Raw genomic sequence first — 16780 nt, 5'->3', positions numbered from 1 at the left:
GATTCCTGCAACGGGATTGATTGAATTTTAATACATGAACCTATTATCTCAAAATTCATCTTTTAATGCCTGCAGTGCCTTCCTTTACCAGTGGGTTCTTATTACTGGATTCATGTTTTAATGCCTGTTAGTGTTCTGTAAGATTACTACGCATCTGCTTGGGTTGGGTAGTTTTATTTCCTTTCTTGCAACGTTTTCAATACCAGATGGTAGTAATGTTAAATAGTTTCAGCAAGTTCTTTAAATACCTGAAGTTTAAGCATCATCATCATTTTGTTGGCTAAATGGTATTAATTTAAAATGCCTATTAGCATTGTTTCCATTTTTGATAGCGCTATTTGCGGGATTTCTTCTTTAAAAACCAATAGATGACTATTCAAGTCATTTTAATACCTGTAAAAAGTTTTTTGTTTACTTAATATTAATGCCTATAAGCAATCATTTTACGATGTGTTCAAATTATTCCTTGTGTAAATGTGAAAAGCCTGTAGCCTGTATGAATTACTTCAACCTTTGAATGTCTGTTGAACTTTGTAGTATATGCTTATTAAACACTTTTACCTTTTAGTTTTTAATGCATGATATACTTAGATTTAAAAAACTATGTGTCACAAAGTCTTTTTTTAATACATGGGGAGTGTTAAGCTACTTCAACTCGAAAGAATTAAAAAAAAATTTAATTCCTATTAGCTTCCTGCATTGTCATTTACTACTGGTGATGACTTTAAAATACCAGGCACCTTTGTTTACTTTTTTTTGAATTTTTTTTTGCTATACTAAGGTGTCAGATAACAATGTGTTAATATTTCAGCAAGTTCTTTAAATACCAGGAATGTTTCAAATGTCCAATTAGTGCCTTTTGGAGAGAGGATTTTTAATATAAAGCGATTCACCTTTTAATGTCTGCGAAGTCACCTGTCGGTCAAAGAACTATTACACCTATGTCCGTTTTTAATGCCTGTTGGCTTTCTTTATAAGATTCGCCAATATTCGTTGTTATCTTTTTAACGCTTGCTGGACTTTTCTAAAGATCTATCCGAAATGGTGCTGTAAAAATTATTTTAATACCTATTAATAATCAGATACAGACAGATCGTCTGACTACCTCTCCGTGATTACCTTTTAAATACCTAATGTGGTCAAACTTCTCAGTCATTTGGATTTTTAAATACTTATCGGTACCTCCAAAAACTTTGCGAAATTATTTAATACCTATTTCTCTGCAACTAAGAACCACAACATAGCGAAAATTTAATTACCTAAGGCTCAGTGGTGGTGCGGACTGGACACTTTTAATACCTATCGGCTAAATCGTCGAACCTAAATATTTTATTCCAATTAACTTCATGTAAATATATGTCAGTATCGCGATTTCCTATTTTGTCACGATAACAAACAATATTTCCGGGTACTTCATTTTCGTGATTTATAAAACTATAAGGTGATGCTCCCAGATACTCTTTTGGAATTGTATTGGTAAAGTATTGATGTGCCGCATAAACAACCCCAGGTAAGTTGTTATTAGAAAAAGGTATAACCTGCCCTCTTATCTTTTCAGCCTTTTCAATTCTGGGTAATACTTTTTTCTGAATCTTTCCAACCGTTACCAAATCGCCACTACGACCTAATAATAATGGAAATACAGGATCTTCAAAATAAGCAGCCAGTTTTTCATCTACTAAATATAAACGTAAAAAGATATCAAACAATATCTCTCTATCCTGTACATTCATTTTAGTATTATTTGTTAGCTTTCCCGATTTAAACTCCCGCATGTATATCTGTTCCAAATCAGTACCTCTGCCAGCATATTCAAAATAATACCCCAATGTTATTTTATCGAATTCAATATATTTTCCAGCTGCAGCATTTATCAATCCCATTATTGTACTGATAGGAGGTACTTCAAGTGTTAGATGAAGTCCGCTTATAATACGTGAGTAGCGGAAGCTGGCCGTCCAACTGGTAATGTCAATAGAATACACTTCTATATCTGTCATTCAATGATCTTTTCAATATGAGTACAAAATTTATTAATAGCGTCACCGATTGATCCAACAACGACAGGGGGGATGGCAGCATCAGTGTTTTGGAGGTTTGTCAATTCGGTTTTATAATTATCAAAATAACCTTGGCGAACACCAATATAAACGGTCCCTATAAATTGATCTTTATAATCTTGCAACACTTCTATTAAAGCAGGTACATTTAGTTGCAATTTATATTTAGGAAAATTATTTTCGATTTTTTCATTAGCCGCCCCTTTGGGGTCAGTCTCTTCATTTTGGGAATATGAATTACTTTCCGTCATAATATTTCCAAAAGGATGATTGCCGGATTTTGTTATTGCCAGTATAATAAATTTAGGTGTGACATCCGCCATATTATTAGTCTGCATTGCTCCCCCATTTAAGACCTGCAAAGCCCTAATAGTATCGGTAATTCTTTTTACTCTGACTTCTTTTGATAAAGAAGCTAACTTTTGCTGGTTTCCCTTACTGTCGAATACAAATGGGTCAAGAATTTCAGTACATCCATTTTTAATGTAAAGTTCATACTGGCTTTGTGTTATATTTTTATACCCACTTCTATTATATGATGAAAATCTACCAACCCAAAAAGTGTCTAGTGAAAATTGTCCTTTAAATATACCACTGTACTCTTCTTTTACATAAGGCATCGGATCGCCATCATGTCGAGCCATAACGGAAAAGTTTCTCGCAGTAGTTGTCGGTATCACAGAAATTAAGACAGATTTTTTTAAAGGCGCAACGCGGGTAACTGTAGCATTTTGCGTCTTTTCATTCCCTTTACTGTCAGTCTTTACTTCGCCTTCACTGTCAAATACCTTTTCTTTACTTGCTTTCATGTACCCAAAAACATCGTCATCCGGATACTTAAATGGATTTGCATTTGTAAATGAAATTTTTTCATCGGTTAATATTGGTGATAATTCCCAAGCAAAATCAGATTGCAATGTCTTTCTCCACCAGTTTCCAAATGCCTGACCTGAAATATAAATATAGCGCTGGCGCCCTTTATATATACTTTTTGTGGCAGTAGCATTTTCATTATTTGATCGTTGATCCTTTCCGGCATTATTTAAAGCCGCTGCATCAACGTCAACTAAGAACAGACCCTGAATTTTCATTGTTTTTTTATTTGAGTGATTAGGATTGTTTTTCATTGTAAATGCCTAAAACAAGGAAATCTCTAACCTCTTTCCAATAACCAGGCGTAGGATTGTGTGGGAAAAAATGCTCTGCGACATCATATACTGACACCGGGGATTTACCATTTTCATCATTATACCTACTTACCTTTAAAATATATTGCCTTAGCTCGTTTGAGTTAACAGCAGCATTCAAATCATGCAATGCTTTTTGCACATAGTTTTCACCTTTTGATACAATAAAGGATGATAGTTGGATGATCTTTTCTACTGATTCCTTTCGCATTAATTTTAATTTAGTCGCGTACGTTTTTGCAATATCAAGTGGGAAAGTATGTTCTGAACAATAGTTAATAAAAAATGACATTATTGATTTATTATGCAACAAGGAATGTAGTATCAAGTTCCTGAATCTTGCATACTCTTCAAAGGTTATCTCTTCACGGTTTTTTACATATTTCCATTTGTTATCGGTTTCATCAAAAAAATACTTTTTTAGATTGCCAGGATCTACATTGGCGATAATAAACCTTTGCCACTCTTCGGAATAATTCTTTTGACAGTAATTATAAAATGAGAAAACATCATTACCTATTGAATAGCGCATTATTGATGGACTTTGGCCCATATTAGTCCAATGATATAAATGTAGCTCTGTTCTATCAGACATAATTTCCCGGAGGTTATCTATAAATCCGAAAAGAGCGGTAGCCGGATTATTAAAAACGGATTTTAATGTTCCTTTCGCTTCATTATTATTGACTAACTGTATGTTTTTAAAGCAATTTTGTTCAACAAATTGCTTTAAAAGCAAAATGTTGTTTGAATAGAGTATGCAAATTTTATCAGCAAGCCTGTGTACGCCAAACGGTACGAAGAACATGCGAATCAATATTTCTTTACTGAAAAAAAGGCCATTCTGTAACGAGGAATGAAAATTTGCAAACGTACTTGATCCAGTTAAAATGGTGTTATATCTCCCAGCATAGAAAACCTTAGTTTTTCTGCCTGTCAAACAACAAAAACCAACCTTATGAGGTGCGTTGCCTTCTACTAAGGATGTAAAATACTTGATAGTTTCCTCCATTTTTCTCTTGTCATCGAATTGGCCCTGAGTTATAGTTGAGTTTAAAAAGAACTGATGCAGCTTGCCCCCCCACTGATTTATATATATTTCTGCGAGCCATTCGATAATTTCAATAATCATTCTGTTTTTAAATTGTGGTTGCTCGTATAGATAATTGATCACAAAACCACCAACATCTGCGAATGGATCACCAACGAAATGCGTTAAAAGTTCTCTGTCTATATTATCTTTGATCATATTCTTTACAAATTTTTACGCACCCAAAGCCCATTGTTGTTTTCATGCCAACTCCTGACTTTAACGCCAGTTCTACTATTCCCTTTGGAGCTGATATATCTATTAATATATTTTTGTAACCCACATGGGTAGCTTCATTTGATTTGATATATTTTGGTACTGGAGGACCTGACGGCCAATATACTCTTAATAAAGTTTCATTCTCTATATGAAGCATCAGGTAGTCGTCAATTCCATGGTAATGCTTAAACCTATTCAATAACGAAAACAATAACCAATCATGGTAATCTTTGTCATAAGGATTACTGACAATAAATTTTCCGTTAATCTTTCTAATAGCGGCTATTGGTGAAAGAGGCTCCAATGTAACAGAAATGATTTCTTTTTTGGAGTAAAGTATTGGATGCTGCACATTGTTGATTTGTACTACCTGGAAAGTAACCCCATAATTATCACCAGCAATGTCAATCGATTCTTTTGAAATTAGGCCACCTACAAATTTTTCTCCTGTGCCTGGTATTAGAAAGCAAATTCTTAACCGGCCCTCCTTTGATAAAAGCTTTAATGAGTTAGACTCCCTAACATGAAGAATGTCAATTTCAGAAAAGGTAAAATATTTATATCCTTTAGTTTGATTATGCAACTGCTTGGAAAAATCGCTATCATTTCTTTGTATAACGCGGTAGATCATCGATAAGATGGCATAATGATAATTAAGTGGCAAATGTGTACCACTTACAAGGCGAAGAGTTAAATCTAAAACCATTGATGTATTAATTTTGACCAGCCTTAGATTCTATAATTATTTTCTTAAATACTGTTCTGTAATCTCTTAAACAAGACCTTCGATTGCTTGAAAAAGATCTTCAGGGCGGCAGTCTTTCGAAAGAAAGGCATCTTCTCCCTGCTGAGGAAATCAGTTGAAAAACTAATTATCTTAATTGTCCCCCAGAGTTTCTTCAAAGCCGTTGCAGTATCAAACCCATTCATTCCAGGCATATTCACGTCAAGGATACAGACATGAGGTATTATCTTAGAATCATTTAACTGGTCAAGCAAGTTTTGTCCATTACCAGCTTGAATTATGACTTTAAACCCATTTGTTTCTAAAAGATCCTTTAATGATTTGCGCACACCTTCGTGATCGTCAGCTAGTGCAATCTTTATTCTTTTCACCATAACGTCGGTTATATTTATCAAATCAATCCCAACACAACAATTAAACGTTGAACAGCATAATTTGATTTATTGTATATTATACTTATTTCCTAAAACCCAATTTCCAGCCCCTTAAAAACGAGCACAGCAGTTGCGTGTACTGGGGCCAGAAATTTGGGGCTTGTAACTCAAAAAAACATTATGCGCAATAACTATTATTCTAATAATTTTATTTTTCTGAAACCCATACAGAATCACCCTTGCGTCTGCATTTGATGCCATTTGCATCTAATAATTCAAAAATACCGTCTATTGGCAATTTATATGAAGTCGCTCCTTCAAATGAAAATGAGGGTTTAGGTCCGTCATAGAAAACAGAAATCTTATACCACCGTTTGAGTGTACCAAAGACCGTATTTATATCTGCATTGCAAAAACGAAAGTGATCTGAGTTATTCCAACTGGGTAGATTATGAACATTCTCATTTATTTTTCTTACGCCCAGACTTCTTCTGTCAATCTGTAACTGGTCGCCTGGCTTACCTAACGCTTCTTTTATAAGGTGTCCTTTATAATAATTGCTTATCCTTGCTGCCCCACTAATAAGCGATATGACGATAAACTGCTCATCTAAATAATCGCGAACGTGCACTTCAGTTCCAGCTTTTCCTGCAATCCGCAAACTGTCAGCAGTCAACCTTACGAATAAAGAATCTTTGGTTGCAGAGAAAGAACCTTCTCCATAAAAATCAAAACGTTGAAGTTTATGCTGTTTGTAAATTAAGCTGAGTGAAGAGACCGAGTTAACCCAAATTAATTTGTCCTGAATTGGAATTTTATATTGCTCCCCCACATCTGCATTTAAGATATAAGCCGTTTCTTTCGAACTGTTATCCGCTGAATATTCTATCGGGTCTGCCACACTAGAGTCGGCAGTGGGAGGAGCTCCCCAAATTAATTTGCTCGCCTTAACATATAAGTTCTCTGTCTTTAACCAAAATACGTTTGGAGTTTGATAAAAACTGTCTGTTGAAACTTTTGATTTTGGAACCATAGTATTTCCGTTGCCCTGGTCGGAATTAATACAAGCAGTGAATAGAGATAAAGTAGAAAAAAAAATTGCTGGAATAGGTTTTCTTTTCATATCGCTCATTACATTGTTCTTTGGTTATGGAATTTAGATTGTTCTGTCGTTTTAAAATTCTTCGTCCAATAATATGGCCGTAGTTCGACTATGTGACATGTTGCCAGACGTATTCAATTCATACCATTAAGCCTAAATACCAGGTAGATATAAAACCTGCCGTATGCCGTCCATTGTATTTATATAGTGCTCCATCACTACTTTGATCGCTATGAGTAAAAAGCCAGCCATATTGCTATGGCTGGATGGGGACAGGAGATCATTGTAGCAGATAAACAGTAACGTAAGGACTGGTTCAGCGCACCAGTCCTATATATCTATGGGCGGCGTTCTTTCATTAAGTACCAAAAGGCGTTAACCCTTTACTTATTTAACTCTTACTCGGTTATTGCCTGGATTATTGAAAAAGGCAAGCAAGCTAAACGCTTGCCTGCCGGTATGTTGTTCAAGGGTTGATATAAAGAAAAATTTATCATAGGTGATATTTTTAATTGCCTGATCCCCGGAAAGATGAAAGGCCGGGCCAAAAGACTAAAGTCCAAGGTTTGCGGTGCGTACATTCGGGCACACGAATCCATAATACTATCAGCTATAAAAGCTTCACAGAAATTTATTTGACCAACTCAATACAAGCAACGTTCATGTTCCAGGAACATTTTGGGCATCATATTTTACTATTAAAGAGTCAATTTTGGCGAAAAGGTTCTATGGGAAGGAAATATTTTTATAGAGTTGGAGATTGGGGCCGATTCAAGACAGGCTAATACTTTTACGCATACGATTTACTGCGTAGAATTTTTGGCTTTTAACTGTACCAACCGGGATTTTGAGCTGTCCGGCTATTTCTGATAAACCTAAATTTTCAAAATAATACAGTCTGACAATTTTTTTATAACCGGGAGGGAGATTGTCAACTTCCTGAGAAATTTTATTTTGGTTGCAAGAATTTATTTCTTTGATTTCTGGGGTGTTGGTATCCATAGCTATATATAGGTATTCCTCCTGCTCTTTTATCAAACGCTTATTCCTTTCTAAAAATCGGACAGATTCGTTCCGGGTTGTAATAAAAAGGTAGGATTTAAAATCCTTTATTTCTGAAAAATCATATTTGTAACGATCCCACAGGTTCAAGAAGATATCCATTACAATATCTTCAGCGGATTGAGAATCATCTATAATACATTTACTCACAAATACAAGGTTACGATAATAGGTATCGAACAATTGTTCAAAAGTTTTCATGTCACCATTTTCCATGTTCAACAGGTTTAAATAATTAGTGCTAAAAAACGCTAGCCAGATATGTGTATTATCTACATAAAATATTCGCAGGCATATGCTGCCTGGAGCCGTAAATGTAAAAGGGGATCATGCGATTGGTTGGAATCTGCAATGTAATATTAATTTAGCTAATTCATTAATGGTCAAAATGAATGTTGGCGCATGTACATTGGGACACAGATACGGGAAGCAGTAAGAGAAAATGCTTAATACAAATCCAACTTACATTAACTGATTATTTTCGTTTATGTAGTTGGGTAATTTTCAGCTTTTTCGAATTTAACATGTTCACTGACCCATAAATCTGTAATTTATACACGCTTACTGAAAACAAATATTTAAATTTGAGATGTCCTCAGTATTTCATTAGTACCCTACTAATAAAACCTCTTTTGGTATTTAAAACTTTATTCTATGACCAATTCCAATATTGATTATAACACACTAAAAGTAAAGTTTGAACAATTGCTTCGTCTAAGAAAGGATAAGTTACCCTTTGACTTTACGTGTTTATTTCCTCAGATAAACTATGTTGACATCTTCAATGATTTATTAATTAATCTTAAAGGTCATAAAGATGAAAATATAACTCATCTCATCACTCAACAATTGGAAGCGCCCCTCGAATATTGTATCAAAAACATATGCCGAATACTTGATCAATATGCGGTCGTTGACGGGTCAGCCATTTGGAATATTGTCAGTGAAAAACGTTTTATACTGAAAGCTGATCAACGCGCCTATAATAAACAAATTCCTGGCAAAGTTCCAAAAGGAATCACCCTTTCATTTTGGATGGACTATAATAACTGGATACTTGCGTCCATTTTCTGGAAAGGCTTTTTAAAATCAATGAGGCCCGGATACAAAGTCGACTTACCTCCCCATGCAAATGGTCCTATCGAAGTTTTATTAGAAGAAACCTATAAACCTCTATGGAGCATGTGGGCAAGCTACAACTCTGCGGGAAGGCCCTGTCTTGCATTAGCCCAGGAGCGTGATGGCGATTGCATCTATGTAGAACCCTTGAAATCATGGGACCGATACAAAAATTACCTTCAAAAAATTGCTGCCCTCCCTGGTAAGGAATAGCGATTTTCAAGCCTATCCAATTAAATCCCTTAAGGGCTATTTCCTTATGTAATTTCAAAAATTGCAATTGAAAAAACGTTTACTGTGTTTCAGGCTAACGTTTTCATTCTTTCTTTAAGACTCCTCCGTCATCCATCATTAAATTGGCTGAGTTCTTCTATGTATAGAAACAGGCGAGGATTTTCAATTGTCCCGAAATGTTCAAAAAAAATAATACAATCTTAATATGGCGATAAACAGAAAACATAGTAGTATAAATCAGCTACTGACAATAATTTGACAAAAAAATGGCAATAAAGCTGATTTGCATATTCTTATCAATGAATATAGTTTTTAATGATTTGAGGGCGAGCGATTTGAGGTTACGTACAGTTTTTTCGCTCATGCCAAGCATGGTAGCTATTTCCTGGTTGGCGTAGCCATCGTAATACGACAGCTTGAGGATCTTTTTATGCTGTTCGGGTAGTTTTTCTACTTCTTCCCGTATGCGGGTAATAATATCAGCTTCTATTTCAGCATTTCTAATAAATATTTCTTCATTGGCAAGCTCACTGATCTCGTTTTCTTTTTGCGATCTTACTTTAATATGGTTCAGGTAGTTCAGGCAATTGTTACGGGCGGTTATAAAAAGAAAGGCCTGTATATTTCCCCTTGTATTGAATTGTGTATGCATTAACCACAATTTCGAAAAGCAGTTGGCGGTAATGTCAATAGCCTCGTCGGCGCCTACCAAATTTTTGCTAAAGAAGTAAATACGTTGATGCATTTTTTTGTACACCTCGTTAAAAGCGTGTACGTCACCCGCCGAAAATCGGGACATAAAATCATGTTCCTGGTTAACAGATGTTTGTTTTCCCATTTTACAAGTTTAATAAATGTTGCAACAGAGAAAGAAGTTAATCTTCCCTGTTATGGGGACATTACATCTATATCACACCTTATTTGCTTTCAGAATGAAAGCGAATGAATATAAAGACTTTACAAGTTAGCTTTTTATAACCTATTATCAAAATTCAACGATTTTATTAGCAGCAGTCTTAAATGTTAAAAAAACCTCTCCCAATTGCTACCAGGAGAGGCCGCACTAATCAAATACCAATAACCATTAAACCTTATCCTATGATAACAAAACTACAATATAATCTAACACATATGAACATATCTTTCATTAATATGTAATATTTATACTTTTTCAAGCAGATGAATTACTTTTTTAAGGAATTTTCAAACAGGAACAAGTTTCTTTGCTCCATGGCTTCGGAAAAGGACAAGAATAATGTAAAACGTCTAATTGAGAGCGGGCATATAACCACTATAAGAGAAATATTGGATTATTACCCGATCACAGATTTAATTGCTTTCCGTAAGACAAATCACAGCCGATTAAGCAAATACTTTAATAACACCACACTTTTCACTTTTAGTGAAATTCTTGAGTTTGCCAAATACTTTCAAGTAGATGAGAAAACGATGATTACGTTGAACTTCAATCAAATCGTAGAGGACAGGAAGCTAAAAAAGAAAAAGTAAACTATCTGAAATTGCTACCTTGCGCCGGTGGAGAAACACGAATATAAGGACCCTCGGTATACTACTGTTAAACTCCTTTTAAAGGAGAACGCCTTAAAAAACTTCTCAGAAATTTTCATATACCTTCCCTACACCATTATTGCTCGGGATTTACATATCAACAATAACAGGATGAAAAGTATAAAAGGCAGCGAAATATTTAGCCAGGATATTATTAACAGGATGGCTGAGCATATTGGATGCCCCCAAAAGCAGTTGAAAATATTGGCTGAAATAGCATATATAAGAAAGCACGGCAAGAAACCTTAATCATTTCGTTTGCCTTCGAACACCTGCCCGCACTGGTACTTTTACCCAATCCTTTGACCTGGCCCCGGGCACATACAATGAATAAACATCTTTACAAACTATCCCTGCCGCCCCTCGCTCAGTCGCATGGCGAAGTGTCGCGGAACCGAACAATGGAAATTCGTTATGGTATAGAACGATCGATGACGGATGCAGAACGCCTCGTAGAACACTTTTTCTGACATATAGGGGCTTCTTCATGTAGTCGGCGCCATTGCGCCACAACAGATCAAATGCGGCAAACAAAATACAATGGCGTGTCCGACTCAGGCCGCCACCGGCGCAGCCCTCAAATCGCTTATGCCTTCATCGTTCAGGGAAACGATTTCGCCATCGAGCACAACCTCAGATCGCAGCCGCTGAAAGGCCGAAACTATTTGCGGGAATAGACCTGTGTAATCTTTAAGGCTGCGGTTTTTTAAATGGACGTGGTGGCCATTCTTATAAGCGATGAATCTGTAACCTTGTAGCATGAGTTCAAATACCCAGCCCGGTTTGTGTTCGGCTGCTTCGCTGGCAAACATGGGATGTATGTTTTTCGGCATTCTCATTCGATACTTCCTTTGTCGCTTTTCGGATCGAATTCCTTCATCTGCCAAAACATTCCTGTGTGCTGATCAACAAAATCTTTTTCATCTGTAGCGTAATTGTTTTTATTGGTATCGTAGAAGTGTAGCAGGTGAAGATAGGTTTGGCAGAATTCGTCAAAGTCAGATTGCGGCAGCTGCAGATAGTTGATAATAGATCTCTTTTCAAAGTGAATGCCCTGCCGGGATTCTTGTATAACTTGCCACACTTCCATATTGCATTCCCCCCATTCATAATTTAATCAAAATTGCCTGAATAAAAAAATCCCGGATGAATTGCCGGGATCAGGCGCTGACAACTTATACTTTTAAAAAATCAATTTTATCTGTTTCAATTCCTTATAGTTACAATTAAAAATAAAGTTCAGTTTATGCAATTACGCAATACTTTGTTTCCATATCAGTCTGGTTTATTTGAAAATCAGGTCAGGACTGAATTGGGAATACCTCTTCGCATTCGGCATGCAGAAAATTGCTATGCAGTTTTTCTTCTTCTTCTTTTCTATCGGGAGTATGTTTTTACCGGTATAATTCTTCACTTGAATTTCAATTATATGAAATAAGTTTCCAGGAATTAATTGCGATGTAAACCGCTAGGGTAAGAATAATTGGCCCACCATAAATGTTTTTGCCTTTCCGCTAATCTCGACCCTACTGCCAAGGTCTTTGCATGCCAGAAAGCCTTTCCTGGGTGATAATTGGAGGGCCACCAATTCCTTCTTTTCTAATATTGCGGACCAGTATGGTGTCAGACTTGTATGGGCTGATCCTGTTACGTGGTCTTCAAGAATGCCGGATTGAGGGGCGAAAAAACGTGAAACAAAATCGGCTGATTCTCCCTTTGCAGTGACAATTACACCTCTTACTTCTTTATGTTTTTCAATCGCAGATAAGTTGGCATTGATGTTTATGATATCTGCTTCACTAGAGAAAACCAACAGGTAGTCTGTTTTACCCCGGTAAGCCTCTAATGGTGAAGAAGAGAACCACGAATGCATTTCTTCAGTGATCTTGACCGTGGTCAATACATCAACTGGAAAATCGAGGGTTAGATGATCTTTGTTTTTTTTCACTCTTAATTCGCCACTTCGCGAGATAAACTTAATTGTGTCATTTTCAAAACCTTTGTGCTGAAATAAGACGTGAGCTGCGGCTAAAGTTGCGTGACCACAGAGTTCGACTTCCACAGATGGAGTAAACCATCGAATATTATAATGACCATTTTCTGGGACAAAAAAAGCCGTTTCGGCAAGATTCTTTTCGGTCGCAATTTGTTGCATTAGTGCATCATCCGGCCACGTTTCCATAGGGCAGACAGCCGCTGGGTTTCCTGAAAATAGGTTTTTACAAAAAGCGTTTACCTGGAAAATTTCAATTTCCATAATTTTGTTTCTGTTTATTTATGCTAAAGTAGAAAAAGATGCATCATTCTAAATCGAGTATTGAAGTAAACCATCCAAAAAAGCAGGATTTGACAACTGATTTTAATTAATCTATGGGCGCCGGGATCTGATCAAAGGAAAATTGTATCCATATAAATTATCAATTGCCAATGAATTTATACACTCATTTGCCAAAAAGAAAAGATGGCGTTATAAATCTTTCTATCGACAAATCATGTGCTTTGACCTGTGTACTTTCAAACGCCCAAATCAACAACCCATTTCAATATTATAGCCTGAAGGCTGTTGTGAATGGTCAGGCTTTATATAGGTTCAATAAAAAAACCTACCAGGTAAAGGAAAATTATTATCTTTTGAGCAACCCAGAGCAGGATGGTGTCGGCGTTGTAGATTCAAAGAATGATGTTATACAATTTTGCATTCATCTTGCTCCTGGCACTATCTCTGACATTTATGCGACATTAACAAGTAAACCTGATCCGGAAAAGGATGTGACAAATGGAAAAAACTTTCTTCTATTTGAGAATACATATTCAATAAAGGCCAATACATGCCTTTCGAGAAAAATAAATCTTTTAATAGAAAAAATTAGAAGGGGATGTACAATTAATTTAGATGAAGAAGGAATGCTTCAGATAGCCGAAGCAATTGTACTTCAGGAAATAGAAATTCGTTCTGCGTTAAATGGGCTGCACACAGTCAAATATTCCACACGAATTGAAATCATGAAAAGATTGTTGTTAGCAAAAGAATATATGGATAGCTATTTCCTGTCCGATCTGAAGATAGCAGAAATTGCAAGATTTTCGATGATGTCTGAATATTTCTTCTTCCGTAATTTTAAACAAGCTTTTCAAACTACACCATACCAATATATTTTAGATCGAAAAATTCAACTGGCAAAAGAGTTATTGCCCAACCGGAACATGAACCTTGCTGAAATTGCTGTATCCTGTGGATTTCCCGACATTTCTACTTTCAGCAAAGCATTTAAAAGAAAATGTGGTATATCTCCTTCTATGGCCAAATAATAAATTGACCGTCCAAATCAACATTAGTTTTAAAATAACATGCGTCAACTAGTTGTATGTTCTTTCCTTAGCATTGGTTTACTTACCAAAGTAGATGTTTACCCGAGTATTTCAATAAGTGGTTCAAATAGCAAAGAAATTTATTTCAAGATTTATTTAAAGAAATATAATAATTATATTTACATTAAGTTTGTTATGGCTGTATAATTTGGGATACATTTTGTAGTTATAACGTTTGTATTACCTAAATAATTAAATGTTGATTTCGATCAACATTGTTTATATAATTTAACATTCTTTTTGTTTGTGGCATGAAAATGCCACACCTCGGAGGGATAGTCTTATCCCTCCTTTTTTATTTTTTCAAAATCAAATTGCGTAATAACCAGTATTGTAACTTGGTTTTTAATTAAAAATACTTTGTTGAGTGAGCCAAAAGACGCAGCCATCTTGATATATAGAATATTCAAACGAAAAAAATTAGCTCACAATTGATTTCTGTCAACAAATAAATCACCCACTTGCATATAGAAATTATTGTATATACTTTTACCCCAGCTTACTTCTGATAATCCTTCGAAAATCTCCACACCATTTTTCATAACTACTATTATAAAAATATTTCCTTTTTCATTCATCCTTTTGAAGACCGCGTTGATTAGCCTTTTCTAAAAGCATTTAACGAAAAGCAAATCCGTCCAAATCCTCTGCGGGCCAACCCCTTTATTTTTCATCCCAAAAACGAAAAGAAAATGAAAAAGATTTACGCTTTCTTCATGGTGTCTGCTATTGCCCTCACCTCACAAGCACAATTAGTAATCAATGAAAATTTTACCGGTTATGCTACCGGTAACCTCGGTACCAAAGGAGGATGGGTGCAAAGCGGTTCGGGTACCGATGTACAGGTAAGCAATACTAGTCCGCTTCTCATATACAGTCCTACCTACAACAGCGGCGCTGAATATATTTCGGTTGCCCAAACCAATGGAAAAGATCCCTTTAAGCCTTTTTCAACCGTTGCGGGTATTACTACAGGTTCAAACGCTTCTATTTATGTATCGTTTGTTGTAAGAGTGTCTGGTGCTGCAAAAAAGAGCAGTGCCGTATATAGTCTTTCATTGCTCGATACCACTACAGGCACTACCCCGCTGAGATTTTATATTGGAGAAAAAAATGGTAGTTCTACCAAACTGGCTTTTGGAGTTTCGGTAGGGGCTACCAATACTCCAGCTTATACAACTGATTTTTTCGACCCTAATAACACCTACCTTATTGTAATAAGATATGATATAGCAACCGGTGGCACCAGTAACGACGATGCTTACTTATGGGTAAACCCCAGTACTACATCTGAACCATCAACTTCTGCTGCCACTGGCAACTCAGGCGCCCAGGATTTGAATGGAACTGAAGAGGCCTATGGTTCATCGATTGATGCATTGCAGATCTCACAAAGCGGATCAGGATCGCCCATTGCAAGCTATGATGCATTTCGTGTAGCCTGGGGCGCTAATTCAGCCACAGCCTGGAGCAACCTGGCCCCTTCGCAAACAACACTTCCAGTTCAGATCACCAGCTTTAATGCTGCACAGGATGGATTGAATATTAAACTGGTTTGGAATACTGCAGAAGAAAGCGGTATAACAAACTATGTAGTAGAAAAAAGCGCTGATGGAAGAACCTTCAATGCAATTGGTTCAGTAACGGCCGCTAATCAAAAAACCTATAGCTTCACAGATGTTCAATCGGGTTCAGATTACTCATATTACAGATTGAAAATGATGGAATCTGATGGGTCATTCAAATACAGCTACATCGTAAGCCTGAAGAGCAAATTGAGCCTGAATATTTCGCTGTCGCCCAACCCGGTTAAAAACAGACTGCTGATTCAGCATCCGAAAGTAATTAACGAAGGCCATATACAAATCGTAAATGCCAGTGGCCAGTATATAAAAGAAGTTCGAGTGCCTGCCAGCACTGTTATTTCTACGATCGACATGAGCGGATTAGCTAATGGAATGTATCATGTAATTTTCAGAAACGGCTCGGATATGTTCACTAAAACGGTATTAAAACAATAAGCCGTAGCAGCATTTTGAAGTGAATGAAAAAGGGCTGTCTCATTAAACTGAGGCAGCCTTTTACTTTGTACAAGATCAAAAGTACTCTTACATAATATTCAGGCTAAGTGCTTTTCTGTAGGTAACATTGATCAATACTTGACTTGAATCAAAATAGTAACCACATTTTGACTGTTTAAATAAAACGGTATAGATTTACATACATAACAGTTTTTACACTATAAAATTGTTAATCGAAAACTTCTGTTTAGGTTTATTGTTAGATTGGATTTACATCTTTATTTGCATTCTACTAATTCATTTATTAAGAACCAAAACCCTGTGCTATGAGTAGCAAATTTGTACCGACTCGCTTTGGAATTTCTCCTTTTACAGCTTTTTATTATTCAGGTCTATTGTGTAAAGTAACTAACTGTTCTTCCTGATACTTCATTAATATATCTACAGTTGATTATGTAACGCGTTTTCTTCAATTGAATTTGCGATGTGTAATTAGGTTGTCAATATTTGACAATTGACTTAGTTTGTCATAAATGTGCTAATTAGTTGAATGAAATTAACTGATTCTATTTCCTGTTTACAAATGCTTTAAAAATGTTAGTCAAGCACATTTATTCATTCCACTGATC

Annotated in this window: 16 protein-coding genes; 4 read left to right on the top strand and 12 right to left on the bottom strand. The window is 36.0% G+C overall.

Annotated elements, in window-relative coordinates; genetic code table 11:
• Positions 1 to 1292: 1292 nt before the first annotated feature.
• From cas5 to AC59IL_RS26740, 7 genes are all read right to left on the bottom strand, one after another.
• Complete coding sequence (gene cas5, locus AC59IL_RS26770; protein ID WP_496555293.1) at positions 1293 to 2000, bottom strand: CRISPR-associated protein Cas5; 708 nt, start codon at positions 1998 to 2000, stop codon at positions 1293 to 1295.
• Positions 1997 to 3151, bottom strand: a complete 1155-nt coding sequence (gene cas7i, locus AC59IL_RS26765) for a type I-B CRISPR-associated protein Cas7/Cst2/DevR (RefSeq protein WP_496555292.1) — start codon at positions 3149 to 3151, stop codon at positions 1997 to 1999. The genes cas5 and cas7i overlap by 4 nt, the downstream gene beginning before the upstream one ends.
• A 19-nt stretch (positions 3152 to 3170) precedes the next feature.
• Positions 3171 to 4496, bottom strand: coding sequence for a hypothetical protein (locus AC59IL_RS26760; protein WP_496555291.1), 1326 nt, complete (start codon positions 4494 to 4496; stop codon positions 3171 to 3173).
• Positions 4483 to 5262: a CRISPR-associated endoribonuclease Cas6 gene (cas6, locus tag AC59IL_RS26755; protein ID WP_496555290.1), complete on the bottom strand. Its 780-nt coding sequence runs from the start codon at positions 5260 to 5262 to the stop codon at positions 4483 to 4485. The genes AC59IL_RS26760 and cas6 overlap by 14 nt, the downstream gene beginning before the upstream one ends.
• A gap of 44 nt (positions 5263 to 5306) precedes the next feature.
• Positions 5307 to 5675, bottom strand: a complete 369-nt coding sequence (locus AC59IL_RS26750) for a response regulator (protein WP_496555289.1) — start codon at positions 5673 to 5675, stop codon at positions 5307 to 5309.
• 208 nt (positions 5676 to 5883) lie between these two features.
• The gene (locus AC59IL_RS26745) at positions 5884 to 6798 is read right to left on the bottom strand and encodes a DUF4974 domain-containing protein (protein ID WP_496555288.1); all 915 of its coding nucleotides are present in this window, start codon (positions 6796 to 6798) and stop codon (positions 5884 to 5886) included.
• Between the two features lie 750 nt (positions 6799 to 7548).
• On the bottom strand, positions 7549 to 8055 hold the full coding sequence (locus tag AC59IL_RS26740; RefSeq protein ID WP_496555287.1) for an RNA polymerase sigma factor: 507 nt from the start codon (positions 8053 to 8055) through the stop codon (positions 7549 to 7551).
• Between the two features lie 438 nt (positions 8056 to 8493).
• On the opposite strand from AC59IL_RS26740, the gene AC59IL_RS26735 reads away from it, so the two are divergent.
• Positions 8494 to 9171 (top strand): hypothetical protein, encoded by a 678-nt coding sequence (locus AC59IL_RS26735; RefSeq protein WP_496555286.1) that lies wholly within the window; start codon positions 8494 to 8496, stop codon positions 9169 to 9171.
• A 262-nt stretch (positions 9172 to 9433) separates the two neighbouring features.
• Here AC59IL_RS26735 and AC59IL_RS26730 read toward each other — a convergent pair whose 3' ends face one another.
• Positions 9434 to 10030 carry an RNA polymerase sigma factor gene (locus tag AC59IL_RS26730; protein ID WP_496555285.1) on the bottom strand — a complete coding sequence of 199 codons (597 nt, stop codon included), beginning with the start codon at positions 10028 to 10030 and terminating at the stop codon, positions 9434 to 9436.
• A 698-nt stretch (positions 10031 to 10728) separates the two neighbouring features.
• On the opposite strand from AC59IL_RS26730, the gene AC59IL_RS26725 reads away from it, so the two are divergent.
• The gene (locus tag AC59IL_RS26725; protein WP_496555284.1) at positions 10729 to 11010 is read left to right on the top strand and encodes a hypothetical protein; all 282 of its coding nucleotides are present in this window, start codon (positions 10729 to 10731) and stop codon (positions 11008 to 11010) included.
• On the opposite strand, the gene AC59IL_RS26720 is transcribed toward AC59IL_RS26725, so the two are convergent.
• From AC59IL_RS26720 to AC59IL_RS26705, 4 genes are all read right to left on the bottom strand, one after another.
• On the bottom strand, positions 11011 to 11250 hold the full coding sequence (locus AC59IL_RS26720) for a DNA ligase-like domain-containing protein (protein WP_496555283.1): 240 nt from the start codon (positions 11248 to 11250) through the stop codon (positions 11011 to 11013). It lies immediately after the preceding gene.
• Positions 11251 to 11315: 65 nt separating this feature from the next.
• Positions 11316 to 11573, bottom strand: coding sequence for an ATP-dependent DNA ligase (locus tag AC59IL_RS26715; RefSeq protein WP_496555282.1), 258 nt, complete (start codon positions 11571 to 11573; stop codon positions 11316 to 11318).
• Between the two features lie 23 nt (positions 11574 to 11596).
• A complete protein-coding gene (locus AC59IL_RS26710) occupies positions 11597 to 11851 on the bottom strand; it encodes a hypothetical protein (RefSeq protein WP_496555281.1) in 255 nt (84 codons plus the stop codon).
• A gap of 378 nt (positions 11852 to 12229) precedes the next feature.
• Positions 12230 to 13018 (bottom strand): PhzF family phenazine biosynthesis protein, encoded by a 789-nt coding sequence (locus AC59IL_RS26705; protein WP_496555280.1) that lies wholly within the window; start codon positions 13016 to 13018, stop codon positions 12230 to 12232.
• 170 nt (positions 13019 to 13188) lie between these two features.
• Between AC59IL_RS26705 and AC59IL_RS26700 the strand changes: the two genes are divergently transcribed.
• Together AC59IL_RS26700 and AC59IL_RS26695 are read left to right on the top strand one after the other, a co-directional pair.
• Positions 13189 to 14070, top strand: a complete 882-nt coding sequence (locus AC59IL_RS26700; RefSeq protein ID WP_496555279.1) for a helix-turn-helix transcriptional regulator — start codon at positions 13189 to 13191, stop codon at positions 14068 to 14070.
• A 752-nt stretch (positions 14071 to 14822) separates the two neighbouring features.
• Entirely contained in the window at positions 14823 to 16151 is a 1329-nt protein-coding gene (locus tag AC59IL_RS26695) for a T9SS type A sorting domain-containing protein (RefSeq protein ID WP_496555278.1), read from the top strand.
• Positions 16152 to 16780 lie beyond the last annotated feature (629 nt).

The sequence above is a fragment of the Niastella sp. sgz303648 genome (assembly GCF_059587045.1).
The sequence above is the reverse complement of the archived record's forward strand: the minus strand, read 5'-3'. Positions and strand labels throughout refer to the sequence as shown.